The 14,879-nt window shown below is 34.2% G+C and carries 13 protein-coding genes, 1 pseudogene and 1 other annotated feature; all 14 genes and pseudogenes read left to right on the top strand.

Annotation, left to right across the window (positions count from 1 at the left end; all coding sequences use genetic code 11):
* Positions 1–117: pseudogene (locus ACRCYC_RS03915) on the top strand (EF-Tu/IF-2/RF-3 family GTPase); the annotation flags it as partial.
* Positions 118–333: 216 nt separating this feature from the next.
* On the top strand, positions 334–483 hold the full coding sequence (rpmG, locus tag ACRCYC_RS03910) for a 50S ribosomal protein L33 (RefSeq protein ID WP_021121979.1): 150 nt from the start codon (positions 334–336) through the stop codon (positions 481–483).
* A gap of 24 nt (positions 484–507) precedes the next feature.
* Positions 508–729 (top strand): preprotein translocase subunit SecE, encoded by a 222-nt coding sequence (gene secE, locus ACRCYC_RS03905; protein ID WP_438617878.1) that lies wholly within the window; start codon positions 508–510, stop codon positions 727–729.
* Between the two features lie 15 nt (positions 730–744).
* Positions 745–1,290: a transcription termination/antitermination protein NusG gene (gene nusG, locus ACRCYC_RS03900; protein WP_438617877.1), complete on the top strand. Its 546-nt coding sequence runs from the start codon at positions 745–747 to the stop codon at positions 1,288–1,290.
* A gap of 29 nt (positions 1,291–1,319) precedes the next feature.
* Entirely contained in the window at positions 1,320–1,745 is a 426-nt protein-coding gene (rplK, locus tag ACRCYC_RS03895; protein ID WP_021121982.1) for a 50S ribosomal protein L11, read from the top strand.
* A gap of 75 nt (positions 1,746–1,820) precedes the next feature.
* A complete protein-coding gene (gene rplA / locus ACRCYC_RS03890) occupies positions 1,821–2,519 on the top strand; it encodes a 50S ribosomal protein L1 (protein ID WP_438617876.1) in 699 nt (232 codons plus the stop codon).
* Positions 2,520–2,571: 52 nt separating this feature from the next.
* Positions 2,572–2,700: a sequence feature (ribosomal protein L10 leader region), on the top strand.
* 35 nt (positions 2,701–2,735) lie between these two features.
* On the top strand, positions 2,736–3,239 hold the full coding sequence (rplJ, locus tag ACRCYC_RS03885) for a 50S ribosomal protein L10 (RefSeq protein ID WP_438617875.1): 504 nt from the start codon (positions 2,736–2,738) through the stop codon (positions 3,237–3,239).
* A 73-nt stretch (positions 3,240–3,312) separates the two neighbouring features.
* Entirely contained in the window at positions 3,313–3,675 is a 363-nt protein-coding gene (gene rplL / locus ACRCYC_RS03880) for a 50S ribosomal protein L7/L12 (protein ID WP_438617874.1), read from the top strand.
* A 257-nt stretch (positions 3,676–3,932) separates the two neighbouring features.
* The gene (rpoB, locus tag ACRCYC_RS03875) at positions 3,933–7,634 is read left to right on the top strand and encodes a DNA-directed RNA polymerase subunit beta (RefSeq protein ID WP_438617873.1); all 3,702 of its coding nucleotides are present in this window, start codon (positions 3,933–3,935) and stop codon (positions 7,632–7,634) included.
* Between the two features lie 43 nt (positions 7,635–7,677).
* Positions 7,678–11,166, top strand: a complete 3,489-nt coding sequence (gene rpoC / locus ACRCYC_RS03870) for a DNA-directed RNA polymerase subunit beta' (RefSeq protein ID WP_438617871.1) — start codon at positions 7,678–7,680, stop codon at positions 11,164–11,166.
* Positions 11,167–11,485: 319 nt separating this feature from the next.
* Positions 11,486–11,908 carry a 30S ribosomal protein S12 gene (gene rpsL / locus ACRCYC_RS03865; protein WP_438617879.1) on the top strand — a complete coding sequence of 141 codons (423 nt, stop codon included), beginning with the start codon at positions 11,486–11,488 and terminating at the stop codon, positions 11,906–11,908.
* Between the two features lie 119 nt (positions 11,909–12,027).
* Positions 12,028–12,498, top strand: coding sequence for a 30S ribosomal protein S7 (rpsG, locus tag ACRCYC_RS03860; protein WP_438617869.1), 471 nt, complete (start codon positions 12,028–12,030; stop codon positions 12,496–12,498).
* 51 nt (positions 12,499–12,549) lie between these two features.
* Complete coding sequence (fusA, locus tag ACRCYC_RS03855; RefSeq protein WP_438617868.1) at positions 12,550–14,616, top strand: elongation factor G; 2,067 nt, start codon at positions 12,550–12,552, stop codon at positions 14,614–14,616.
* A gap of 94 nt (positions 14,617–14,710) precedes the next feature.
* On the top strand, positions 14,711–14,879 hold a 169-nt coding region (locus ACRCYC_RS03850; RefSeq protein ID WP_261291357.1), incomplete at its 3' end, for a GTP-binding protein.

Below are 14,879 nucleotides of genomic sequence, written 5' to 3'. Positions count from 1 at the left end.
ATCCAAATGAACATAGAGTTAATAAACTCAATAGCAATAGAAGAAGGATTAAGATTTGCAATAAGAGAAGGTGGAAGAACAGTAGCATCAGGTGTTGTTGCTTCTATAGTAGAATAATTCTCTTATTCTTAACATAAATTTTAAAACTAAAAAAAGAGGGGGATAACCTCCTCTTTTTTTAACTTCAAAGTAACAAAAACATTGACATGCCTACTAAATTGTGATAATTTATATGAGGTGATGATTCAAAAATGAGATATTGAACCTATTATACAGAGTAGGCAATAAAGTTAACAATATATATATTGTATTTACGAGTTGGAGGTGTAGCAGATGAGAGTTAAAGTAACTTTAGCATGTACAGAGTGTAAGCAAAGAAACTACAACACTACTAAGAACAAAAAGAATAACCCAGATAGAATAGAACTACAAAAGTACTGTAGATTCTGCAAGAAGCATACTGCTCATAAAGAAACAAAATAGTTTTTATAAGGATGTGAGTGTGGAATGGCTGCCCAAATAAATGAAAGTCCAAGAACTAAACGAAAGCCTAGTTTTTTTAGATATGTTAAAGAAACTAAGCAGGAATTGAAAAGAGTTACGTGGCCAACAAAGAAAGAGCTTTTTAAAAACACAGGAGTTGTTTTAACTGTTGTTGTTTCGGCTACTATCTTAGTATGGGCTTTAGATAGTGTATTATCTGGTGCACTAAATCTAATACTAAAATAGAAAGGAAGAATCAGAATGTCGGAATTACAAGAGGCTAGATGGTATGTAGTACATACTTATTCAGGTCATGAAAATAAGGTTAAAGCAACAATTGAAAAAGCTGTTAAAACAAGAGGTATGGAAGAATGCATAACTCAAGTAGTTGTCCCTACTGAAGATGTAGTTGAGACTACAAAAACTGGGAAAGAAAAGACTAGACAACGTAAGGTATTTCCAGGGTACGTTCTAGTGAAAATGGTTATTACTGATGAATCTTGGTATGTAGTAAGAAATACCAAAGGGGTTACTGGATTTGTAGGACCAGGTTCTAAGCCGGTTCCTTTAAGTGAAGATGAAGTAATAACTATGGGCATAGATACAGCTGTTCCTAAATTAGTAAGCGGAGACATTAATGTTGAAATTGGCGAAGTAATAAAGGTTGCTAACGGTCCTTTTGAAGGACAAATAGGAACTATAGAAGAAATAGACCTGGAAACAAGAGAAGTAAAAGTGTGTATAGATGCTTTTGGTAAAAAAACTCTATTTGCAATAGACTACAAAGGCATAGAAAAATATAACTAGAGAATAAATAATCTGAGGAGGTGCGCTCAATGGCTAAAAAAGTTATAGGTCAAATAAAATTACAAATACCTGCAGGGAAAGCTACACCAGCTCCACCAGTTGGACCAGCATTAGGACAACACGGTGTTAACATAATGGGATTCACTAAGGAATTCAATGCTAAAACTGCAGATCAAGCTGGAATGATAATACCAGTTGTTATAACTGTATATCAAGATAGATCTTTCAGTTTCATAACAAAAACTCCTCCAGCTGCAGTATTATTAAAGAAAGCTGCTGGATTAGATACTGCTTCAGGAGAACCTAACAAGAAAAAGGTCGCTACTTTATCTTCAGCTAAGATAAGAGAAATAGCTGAGTTAAAAATGCCTGACTTAAACGCTGCTTCAGTAGAATCTGCTATGAGAATGATAGCTGGTACTGCAAGAAGTATGGGTATCGTTGTTGAAGACTAATTAATATTAAATTAGTTATCTTCGCTTGAAAAAGTGGGAGGTAAAAACCAATAAAACCACAAGGAGGACATGAAAATGGCTAAAAAAGGTAAAAAATACTTAGAAGCTTCAAGTAAAATAGATAGAACAAGATTATACGATGCTTCAGAAGCTTTAAACTTAGTTGCAGAAGTTGCTACTGCTAAGTTTGATGAAACTGTAGAAGCTCATATAAAATTAGGTGTTGATTCAAGACACGCTGACCAACAAGTAAGAGGTGCGGTTGTATTACCACACGGAACTGGTAAAACTAAAAGAGTTTTAGTTTTCGCTAAAGGTGCAAAAGCTGAAGAAGCTAAAAACGCTGGAGCTGACTTTGTAGGTGCTGAAGATTTAGTACAAAAAATACAAGGTGAAAACTGGTTTGAATTTGATGTAGTTGTTGCTACTCCAGATATGATGGGTGTAGTAGGTAGATTAGGTAGAGTATTAGGACCTAAAGGTTTAATGCCGAACCCTAAATCAGGAACAGTTACTTTCGATGTAGCTAAAGCTATAGACGAAATAAAAGCTGGTAAAGTTGAGTACAGATTAGATAAAACTAATATAATACACGTTCCAGTAGGAAAAGTATCTTTCGGTGGAGAAAAGTTAACTGAAAACTTTGCAGCATTAATGGATGCAATAGTTAAGGCTAAACCAGCTGCTGCTAAAGGACAATACTTAAAGAGCGTAGCTGTTACTTCAACTATGGGACCTGGAGTTAAGGTAAACCCTGCTAAAATAGCTGAGTAATAAATACTTGACATAAATAAGTAACGATGTTAGAATAATATTCGTTAATAAATAAAAAAGAATAGATTTGCCGTAGACAGTAGGTGCTTATTGCTTAATATCCTACCGAGGTTTTAGATAAATTTTGATACTAAAGCTTTTGTACGTCTATGATGATTACAAAAGCTTTTGATATTTACGGCAGATAACCTATCGGATGAAGGAGGTGCTGACTAGATGAGAAAAGCTATAGAAGTAAAATCACATGTGGTTGCTGAAATAGTTGAGAAGTTACAAAACTCTTCTTCTGCTATAGTTGTTGATTACAAAGGATTAACAGTTGAAGAAGTAACTGAACTAAGAAAGAAAATGAGAGAAGCTGGTGTTGAATACAAAGTATACAAAAACACTTTAGTTAGAAAAGCAGCTAAAGAAGTTGGTATAGAACAATTCAACGATGAATTATTAGTAGGAACAAATGCAATAGCATTCGGATACGAAGATCCAGTTGCTCCAGCTAGAATATTAAAAGAATTTATGGATGCTCATCCTAAGATGGAATTAAAAATGGGTGTAGTTGAAGGAGAATTCTACGGTAAAGAAGATATCGTTGCATTCGCTAACATACCATCAAGAGAAGTACTTATTGCTAAATTACTTGGAAGCTTAAAAGCTCCAGTATCAAACTTTGCATACTTAATAGATGCAATGATCAAGAAGCAAGAAGGACAAGAAGCTTAATAATAGCTTAAACGTAAGAAAAAACAATAAAAAACAATAATTTATAAAAGAATATAATTCGGAGGTGCTAACAATGACAATAGAACAAATATTAGAAGCTATAGAAAACATGAAAGTTTTAGAATTAAATGAATTAGTTAAAGCTGCAGAAGAGAAATTCGGAGTATCTGCTTCAGCTCCAGTTATGATGGCTGGTGCAGTTGCTGGTGGAGCTGCTGAAGAGAAAACTGAGTTTGAAGTAGTGTTAACAAGTGCTGGAGCTTCAAAAGTTGGAGTTATAAAAGCAGTTAGAGAAATAACAGGATTAGGATTAAAAGAAGCTAAAGGATTAGTTGACGAAGCTCCTAAGACATTAAAAGACGGAGTTTCTAAAGACGAAGCTGAACAAATGAAAGAAAAATTAGAAGCTGCTGGTGCTTCAGTAGAAGTTAAGTAGTTTTCTTTTAAAGAAGGTGTCCTATGGACATCTTTTTTTTTTCTAAAAAATAACTGTATATTTTTGAAAAACAGGAATTATAGATTGAGTTTTTGAACATAATAGATAATGCATGTTTTATGTCGAACAAAAAAACATAATATTATGCATATACATAAAACTTATATATTGAAAAAAGGTTGCAATTATGTTAAAATTATTAGATGCGTTAGAATAAACTATGGTTTTATTTTTAATTATTGAGAGGTGAAAAGTGAATGCCACATCCTGTCACGATAGGTAAGAGAACTAGAATGAGCTACTCTAAGATAAAGGAGATAGCTGATGTACCAAATCTTATAGAAATACAATGTGATTCCTATGAGTGGTTTTTAAAAGAAGGTTTAAAAGAAGTGTTTGAAGACATTTCACCTATAGAAGATTATACAGGTAATCTTATATTAGAATTTGTTGATTATTCTTTAGATGAGAAACCGAAGTATGACATAGAAGAATGTAAAGAAAGAGATGCTACATATTGTGCACCTCTAAAAGTTAAAGTAAGACTTATAAATAAAGAAACAGGTGAAATAAAAGAGCAAGAAGTATTTATGGGTGATTTCCCTTTAATGACAGAAAAGGGAACTTTCATAATAAACGGAGCAGAGAGAGTTATCGTAAGTCAATTAGTTAGGTCTCCTGGAGTTTACTATGCTCAAGAAATGGATAAGTCAGGTAAAAGACTTATATCATCTACTGTTATACCTAATAGAGGTGCATGGTTAGAATACGAAACAGATTCTAATGATGTAATATCTGTAAGAGTTGACAGAACTAGAAAACAACCTGTTACAGTCTTATTAAGAGCATTTGGAATAGGTACAGATGCAGAGATAATAGAGTTATTAGGCGAAGATGAAAGACTAATGGCTACATTAGAAAAAGATAACACTAAAACTGTTGAAGAAGGTCTTATAGAGATATACAAAAAATTAAGACCAGGTGAACCTCCGACTGTTGAGAGTGCATCATCATTATTAAATGCATTATTCTTTGATGCTAAGAGATATGACTTAGCTAAAGTTGGTAGATACAAGTTTAACAAAAAACTTGCATTATGCTATAGAATAATGAACAAAATATCAGCTAATGACATTATAAATCCAGAAACTGGAGAAGTATTTGTTAAAGCAGAAGAAAAAATATCTTTAGATGTAGCGGTTGCTATACAAAACTCAGGAATAAATGTTGTTGAGTTATTAGCTGAAGATGAAAAAGTTGTTAAAGTTATAGGGAACAACTTTGTAGATATAAAATCACATATAAGCTTTAATATAGATGATTTAAATATAAAAGAAAAAGTTCACTATCCTACTTTAAAAGAAATTTTAGATGAATATAGTGATGAAGAAGAAATAAAAGAAGCTATAAAATCTAGAATAAAAGAGCTTATACCAAAGCATATATTACTAGACGATATAATAGCATCTATAAGTTACCAGTTTAATATATTCTTCGGGATAGGAAATATAGATGACATAGATCATTTAGGAAACAGAAGAATAAGATCAGTTGGTGAATTATTACAAAACCAAGTTAGAATCGGTCTTTCAAGAATGGAAAGAGTTATAAAAGAAAGAATGACTGTTCAAGACATGGAATCTATAACTCCACAAGCATTAGTGAATATAAGACCTGTTTCAGCTGCTATAAAAGAATTCTTTGGTAGTTCACAGTTGTCACAGTTCATGGACCAAACAAACCCATTATCAGAGTTAACTCACAAAAGAAGACTATCAGCACTTGGACCAGGGGGTCTTTCAAGAGAAAGAGCTGGATTCGAAGTTCGTGACGTTCACCATTCTCATTATGGAAGAATGTGTCCGATAGAGACTCCAGAGGGACCAAACATCGGTCTTATAAACTCTCTAGGAACATATGCAAAGATAAATGAATTTGGATTTATTGAGTCTCCTTATAGAAAATATGATAAGGAAAATGCAAAAGTTACAGATGAAATACATTACTTAACAGCTGATGAAGAAGATATATTCATAAGAGCGCAAGCAAATGAGCCTTTAGATGAAAATGATGCATTCGTAAACAGCAGAGTTGTATGTAGAACTATAAACGGAGCTATGGAATTAGTTCCAACTGAAAAAGTTGATTATATGGATATATCTCCTAAGCAGGTTGTGTCTATAGCAACAGCTATGATACCATTCTTAGAGAATGATGACGCCAACCGTGCGCTTATGGGATCAAACATGCAACGTCAGGCAGTTCCACTAGTAAGAAGAGAAGCACCTATCATAGGTACGGGTGTTGAATATAGAGCAGCAAAAGACTCTGGAGCAGTTGTAGTAGCTAGAAATTCTGGTATAGCTGACAGAGTAAGTGCAGATGAAATAATAATAAAAAGAGAAGACGGAAATAAAGATAGATACAAGCTTCTTAAGTTTAAGCGTTCTAACCAAGGTACTTGCATAAATCAAACACCTATAATAAATAAAGGTGATAAAATTGAAGCAGGAGATGTTATAGCTGATGGACCATCTACTGAAATGGGAGAAGTAGCATTAGGAAGAAACTGCTTCATCGCATTCATGACATGGGAAGGATATAACTATGAGGATGCTATATTAATAAATGAAAGACTTGTAAAAGAAGATAGATTATCTACTATTCATATAGAAGAATATGAATGTGAAGCTAGAGATACTAAACTAGGACCAGAGGAAATAACTAGAGATATACCTAACGTCGGAGAAAGTGCTACAAAGAACTTAGACGAAAGAGGTGTAATCAGAATAGGTGCTGAAGTTGATTCTGGAGACATATTAGTAGGTAAAGTAACTCCTAAAGGAGAGACTGAACTTACTGCTGAAGAAAGATTACTTCGTGCAATATTCGGGGAAAAAGCTAGAGAAGTAAGAGATACTTCACTAAAAGTTCCTCATGGAGAATCTGGTATAATAGTTGATGTAAAAGTATTTACAAGAGAAAACGGAGATGATTTATCTCCAGGAGTTAATGAATTAGTTAGATGTTATATAGCTAAAAAGAGAAAAATAAGAGTTGGAGATAAGATGGCTGGACGTCATGGTAATAAAGGGGTTATCTCAAGGGTATTACCTGAAGAAGATATGCCATTTATGGAAAACGGACAACCACTTGATATAGTACTTAATCCACAGGGTATACCATCTCGTATGAACATCGGACAGGTTCTTGAGGTTCACTTAGGACTTGCTGCTAAAACTTTAGGATGGCATGTAGCTACATCAGTATTTGATGGAGCAAAAGAGCCAGACATAAGAAAAGCATTAGTTGAAGCAGGTTACCCAGATGATGGAAAAGTAACTTTATATGATGGTAGAACAGGAAATACATTCGACAATAGAATCACAGTAGGATATATGTACATGTTAAAACTGCATCACTTAGTTGATGATAAGTTACATGCAAGAAGTACAGGACCATACTCTTTAGTAACTCAACAGCCTCTTGGTGGTAAAGCACAATTTGGTGGTCAGAGATTCGGAGAGATGGAAGTTTGGGCACTTGAAGCATACGGTGCTGCACACATACTTCAAGAAATACTTACTGTTAAGTCTGATGACGTTGTAGGACGTGTTAGAACTTACGAAGCTATAGTTAAAGGTGAAAATATACCTGAGCCAGGTATTCCAGAATCATTTAAAGTTTTAATAAAAGAACTTCAAAGTTTATGCTTAGATGTAAAAGTATTAACAGAAGAAGATCAAGAAATAGAAGTTAGAGAATCTATAGATATCGATGAAGATGCTAAAGAATTTGAACTAGATGTTATGGAGAACATAGCTGAACTTGAAGAAAATAGCATAGTAGAAGAGATCGAAGATTTTGAATCAAACGAAGAAGTAGCAGAAGAATTAGAATTTGAAGAAGATGTAGTTTATGAAGAATTAAACTATGAAGATGAAGACTTTGATATATAGTTTCTTATTTTAAGTAAATCTCAAATAGAAGGGAGAGAACTCCTTGTTTGAACTAAACAATTTCGAGTCAATAAAAATAGCATTGGCTTCTCCAGAAAAAATAAGACAGTGGTCTAGAGGAGAAGTAAAAAAGCCTGAAACAATAAACTATCGTACACTTAAGCCAGAGAAAGATGGTCTTTTCTGTGAAAGAATATTTGGACCTCAAAAGGACTGGGAGTGTCACTGTGGTAAGTACAGAAGAGTAAGATATAAAGGTGTAGTTTGTGATAGATGTGGAGTAGAAGTAACTAAGGCTAAGGTAAGAAGAGAAAGAATGGGACATATAGAGCTAGCAGCTCCTATGTCTCATATCTGGTACTTCAAAGGTATACCAAGTAGAATGGGACTTTTACTTGATATGTCTCCTAGATCATTAGAGAAAATATTATATTTTGCATCTTACGTAGTAACTAATCCAGGAGAAACTGGATTAAATGAAAAGCAATTATTAACAGAAAAAGAATACAGAACTGCTGTAGAAAAGTATGGATATAATACTTTTGAAGTAGGTATGGGTGCTGAGGCTGTTAAGAAGCTTTTACAAAACATAGATTTAGAGCAACAAAGTAAAGAATTAAGAGCTGACTTAAAAGACAGTACAGGTCAAAAAAGAGTTAGAACTATAAGAAGATTAGAAGTTGTAGAGGCATTTAAGAAGTCTGGAAATAAGCCAGAATGGATGATATTAGATGCTATACCAGTTATCCCACCAGATTTAAGACCAATGGTTCAATTAGATGGGGGAAGATTCGCTACATCTGACTTAAATGACTTATACAGAAGAGTTATAAATAGAAATAATAGATTAAAGAGATTATTAGAGCTTGGAGCACCGGACATCATAGTAAGAAATGAAAAAAGAATGCTTCAAGAAGCTGTAGATGCTTTAATCGACAATGGTAGAAGAGGTAGACCGGTAACTGGACCTGGTAATAGACCATTAAAATCTTTATCAGATATGCTTAAAGGTAAGCAAGGACGTTTCCGTCAAAACTTACTTGGTAAGCGTGTTGACTACTCAGGACGTTCAGTTATAGTTGTTGGACCAGAACTTAAATTCTATCAATGTGGTCTTCCTAAGAAAATGGCACTTGAATTATTCAAACCATTTGTTATGGATAGATTAGTTAAAGAAGGATATGCACATAATATAAAGAGTGCGAAATCTATAGTAGAAAAAGTTAAACCGGAAGTATGGGATGTACTAGAAGATGTTATAGAAGGACATCCAGTAATGCTTAACCGTGCACCTACTCTACATAGACTAGGAATACAAGCATTTGAACCAGTTTTAGTTGAAGGTAAGGCTATAAAGCTACATCCTTTAGTATGTACAGCGTACAACGCTGACTTCGATGGAGACCAAATGGCAGTACACGTTCCGTTATCTGTTGAGGCTCAAGCTGAAGCTAGATTCTTAATGTTATCTGTAAATAACATACTTGCTCCTAAAGATGGTTCTCCTATAACTACACCTTCTCAGGATATGGTTTTAGGATGTTACTATTTAACAATAGAAGCTCAAGAAGGTGCTAAAGGTACTGGAATGATCTTCAAAGATTACAATGAAATGATGCTTGCTTATGATAATGATGCAGTTACACTACATTCTTTAGTTAAAGTAAGAAGAACTGTTGAAGGTGTTGGAACTGAATTAGTTGAAGCTACAGTTGGTAGATTTATATTCAATGAGAATATACCTCAAGATTTAGGATTTGTTGACAGAAATGAAGATAAGTTCGCTCTAGAAGTAGATTTCTTAGCTGATAAAAAATCATTAGGTAAGATAATAGATAAATGCTTTAGAAAACATGGAAACACAGTTACAGCTCAAATGTTAGACCATATAAAAGCTTTAGGATTTAAATACTCTACAAGAGGTGGTATAACTGTTGCCGTTGCAGATATGAAGATACCAGAAGCTAAAAAAGGTTTCATAAAAGAAGCTGAAACTAAAGTTGATAAATATGAAAAAGCATATAGAAGAGGTCTTATATCTAACGAGGAAAGATATGAGAGAGTAATAGAAACTTGGACAGAGACTACTGAAAAAGTTACTGATGCTCTTATGGCTAACCTAGATAGATTAAATAACATCTTCATAATGGCCCATTCAGGAGCCAGAGGTTCTAAGAACCAGATAAGACAGTTAGCAGGTATGCGTGGTCTGATGGCCAATGCATCTGGTAAGACGGTTGAGATACCAGTTAAATCTAACTTCCGTGAAGGTTTATCAGTACTTGAGTACTTTACATCTTCCCATGGAGCTAGAAAGGGTCTTGCCGATACAGCTTTACGTACAGCCGATTCAGGATACTTAACAAGAAGACTTGTTGATGTCAGTCAGGATGTTATAGTTAGAGATGTAGACTGTGGAACAGTTGAAGATACAGAAATCTTTGCAATAAAAGATGGAAATGAAGTTATAGAGGAACTATATGACAGAATAGTAGGAAGATATACTATAGAAGCTGTAGTTCATCCTACTACAGGTGAAGTAATTGTTGAAGCTGACTCTATGATACAAGAAGATCAAGCTGAAAGAATTATAGAAGCTGGTATAAAAATAGTTAAGATAAGAACTGTTCTTAATTGTAGAACTAACCATGGAGTATGTTCGAAGTGTTACGGTAGAAACTTAGCTACTGGTAAAGAAGTTAATATCGGAGAAGCTGTTGGTATAATAGCTGCTCAATCAATCGGTGAACCGGGTACACAGCTTACAATGCGTACATTCCATACAGGTGGGGTTGCCGGAGGAGATATAACACAAGGTCTTCCAAGGGTAGAGGAATTATTTGAAGCTAGAAAGCCAAAAGGTCTTGCTACTATAACTGAAATATCAGGTAGAGTAGAAATAGATGAAACTGGTAAGAGAAAAGAAGCTACAGTAGTTCCAGAACAAGGCGAAGCTCAAGTTTATGCTATACCTTATGGTTCTAGATTAAGAGTTAAAAATGGACAATATGTTGAAGCTGGAGAAGCTTTAACTCAAGGATCTATAAATCCTCATGATATCGTAAGGGTTAAAGGTATTGAAGGTGTTCAAGATTATGTTGTTAAAGAAGTTCAAAGAGTTTATAGAATGCAAGGGGTTGACATTAACGATAAACATATAGAAGTTATTGTTAGACAGATGTTATCTAAAGTTAAAGTTGAAGACCCAGGTGATACAGATTTATTACCAGGCGGATATGAAGACGTTCTTACATTCAATCAAACTAATGAAGATGCTGTAGCACAGGGATTAAGACCTGCTTCAGCTAAGAGAGTATTACTTGGTATAACTAAGGCATCTCTTGCAACAGAATCATTCTTATCAGCTGCATCATTCCAGGAAACTACTAGAGTATTAACAGAAGCTGCTATAAAAGGAAAAGAAGACCACTTAATAGGTCTTAAAGAAAATGTTATAATAGGTAAGTTAATACCAGCAGGTACAGGAATGAAAAGATATAAGAACATAGCTGTCGAAAAAATAGAAGAGTAATTTTACTTTACTATATAAATTAAACATAACTTGACATAAAGCATCTCTGGTGCTAAAATGTAAAGGTATGTAAAATAAAGATATTAAATATTACTAAGAGATTCAAACCTCTTAGTAATATTTTAAATATATTTTATTTTTACTTTAAAAAGCATAATAATATGCACCAAACTAAAATTCTAAAAATACACTTGTTGTGTTTTATAGACATTTAATTAGTGAGCTGTAGCATTAGCTACATGCTTATATCAATATGGATTCATATTGATGTGGTTGGCGGTCATTTTAAGATCGAAAAATTTGGAAGGAGGTGCAGATGATGCCAACAATTAACCAATTAGTTCGTAAGAAAAGAAAAGCGATAGAAAAGAAATCTACTGCTCCAGCATTACAAAAGGGATATGATTCTTTACACAAGAAAGCAACTGATACTAGTGCTCCACAAAAAAGAGGAGTTTGTACTTCAGTTAAAACATTTACTCCAAAGAAACCTAACTCAGCTTTAAGAAAAGTAGCAAGAGTTAGATTAACTAATGGTATAGAAGTTTCTGCTTATATACCAGGAGAAGGACACAACTTACAAGAGCATAGTGTTGTTCTTATAAGAGGAGGAAGAGTAAAAGACCTTCCTGGGGTTAGATACCACATATTAAGAGGTACATTAGATACAGCTGGTGTTGATAAGAGAATGCAAGCAAGATCTAAGTACGGTGCTAAGAGACCTAAACCTGCAAAAAAATAGTAAATAAAAGCTAATTATAGTTCGGTGCTTTAAATATATATATATTTATGGCATCACGGCATTTTATGTAATGTCGAGTACCTATGATTTAAGATTAAATAATTAAGGAGGGAAGCAAAATGCCAAGAAAAGGTAATGTTCCAAAAAGAGAAGTTTTACCAGATCCTTTATACGGAAGTCAGGTAGTAACTAAGTTAATAAACAATTTAATGATAGATGGAAAAAAAGGGAAATCTCAAAAGATAGTATATGATGCTTTCGAAATGATAGCTGAAAAAACTGGAGAAAATTCTTTAGAGGTTTTCGAAGCGGCTATGAACAACATAATGCCTGTTTTAGAAGTTAAAGCTAGAAGAGTTGGTGGAGCTAACTACCAAGTTCCAATAGAAGTTAGACCTGAAAGAAGACAAACTTTAGGTTTAAGATGGTTAGTAAACTATACTAGAGCTCGTGGTGAAAAAGGTATGGTTGAAAAACTAGCTAAAGAAATAATGGATGCTGCTAATAACACAGGAGCTTCTGTTAAGAAGAAAGAAGATACTCACAAAATGGCAGAGGCTAATAAAGCATTTGCTCACTACAGATTCTAATAATAGGATATATTTGATATCCTATTAAAGGATATCGTAAGGAGGATAACCATGACTAGAAAGTTTCCTTTAGAAAGAACTAGAAATATAGGAATAATGGCTCATATAGATGCAGGAAAAACTACTACTACAGAAAGAATCCTATTCTACACTGGGCAAACTCATAAAATAGGAGAAACTCACGAAGGAGCTTCTCAAATGGACTGGATGGAGCAAGAGAAGGAAAGAGGTATAACAATAACTTCTGCCGCTACTACTGCTGCTTGGAAAGACCATAGAATAAACATAATAGATACTCCAGGACACGTAGACTTCACAGTTGAAGTTGAAAGATCATTAAGAGTTCTTGATGGTTCTGTTGCAGTTTTCTGTGCTAAAGGTGGGGTTGAACCTCAATCTGAGAACGTATGGAGACAAGCTGACAACTACGAAGTACCTAGAATGGCATTCGTAAACAAAATGGATATAATGGGTGCAGATTTCTACAACGTTGTAGAAATGATGAAAAATAGATTAGGAGCAAATGCTGTTCCAGTTCAATTACCAATAGGTAAAGAAGACTGGTTAGAAGGTGAAGTTGACCTAGTTGAAATGTGTGCTCATGTATACAAAGATGATTTAGGTGTTGAAATAGTGAAAACTGAAATACCTGAAGATATGAAAGAATTAGCTCAAGAGTGGAGAGAAAAGCTTGTAGAAGCTGTTGCTGAAACTGATGAAGAGTTAATGATGAAATATCTTGAAGGTGAAGAATTCACTGTAGAAGAAATAAAAACTGCTATAAGAAAAGCTACTATAGCATGTGAAATGAACCCAGTATTCTGTGGTTCTGCTTACAAAAATAAAGGTGTTCAGTTATTATTAGATGGTGTTGTTGATTATTTACCAGCTCCAACTGATATACCAGCTATAAAAGGTATATTAGAAGATGGTGAAGAAGCAGAAAGACATGCATCTGATGAAGAACCTTTCTCAGCTTTAGCATTCAAGATAATGACTGACCCATTCGTAGGGAAGTTAGCATTCTTCAGAGTTTACTCTGGAGTAATATCAAGTGGATCTTACCTTCTAAACTCTACTAAGAACAAGAGAGAGAGATTAGGACGTATACTACAAATGCATGCTAATACAAGAGAAGAAATAACTGAAGTATATGCAGGAGATATCGCTGCAGCTGTTGGATTAAAAGATACTACAACTGGAGATACTTTATGTGATCCAGCTAATCCAATAGTACTTGAAACTATGGAATTCCCTGAGCCAGTTATATCTGTTGCTATAGAACCTAAATCAAAAGCTGCTCAAGAAAAGATGGGTGTAGCTCTTCAGAAATTAGTTGAAGAAGATCCAACTTTCAGAGTTAGAACTGATGAAGAAACAGGACAAACTATAATTTCAGGTATGGGTGAATTACACTTAGAGATCATAGTAGATAGATTATTAAGAGAATTTAAAGTTGAAGCTAACGTTGGTGCTCCACAAGTTGCTTATAGAGAAACTATAACTCAACCAGTTGATATTGAGTACAAATACTCTAAACAATCAGGTGGTAGAGGTCAGTATGGTCACGTTAAGATCAGAGTTAACCCTCAAGATCCAGGTTCTGGATACAAATTCGAAAACAAAACTGTTGGTGGATCTGTACCTAAAGAATATGTTGGACCAACTGATGCAGGTATACAAGGAGCTATGGCTGCTGGTGTAGTTGCTGGATTCCCAGTTGTTGACGTTGCTGTTGAATTATACGATGGTTCTTACCATGAAGTCGATTCATCAGAAATGGCATTCAAAATGGCAGGATCAATGGCTATGAAAGATGCTCTTAAAAAAGGTAACTCTGTGTTACTTGAGCCATACTTCAAAGTAGAAGTTGTTACTCCAGAAGATTACATGGGAGACGTTATGGGTGGATTAAACTCTAAGAGAGGTTTAATACAAGGTATGGAAGCTAGATCTGGTGCACAAATAATAACTGCATTCGTTCCACTTTCAGAAATGTTTGGATACTCTACTGAGTTAAGATCATCTACTCAAGGTCGTGCAACTTATACAATGATATTTGATCATTATGCACAAGTACCAGCTTCAGTTGCTAAGAAAATAGCTGAAGGTAAATAATTAATTAATTAAATTAATTTTGTATATAATAAGTAAGGCGAGGTTTATCCTCGTCTTACAAAAAATAAACCAATATTAAAGGGAGGAATTCAAAATGGCTAAAGCTAAATTTGAAAGAAATAAACCACACGTTAATATAGGAACTATAGGTCACGTTGACCACGGTAAAACTACATTAACTGCAGCAATAACAAAAACATTATTCGATAGATATCAATTAGGAGAAGCAGTAGACTTCGCTAATATAGATAAAGCTCCAGAAG

The organism is Paraclostridium sp. (assembly GCF_051657365.1).
GTDB lineage: Bacteria > Bacillota > Clostridia > Peptostreptococcales > Peptostreptococcaceae > Paraclostridium.
Note: the sequence above shows the minus strand (reverse complement) of the source record. Positions and strands in the feature narration are given on the sequence as shown.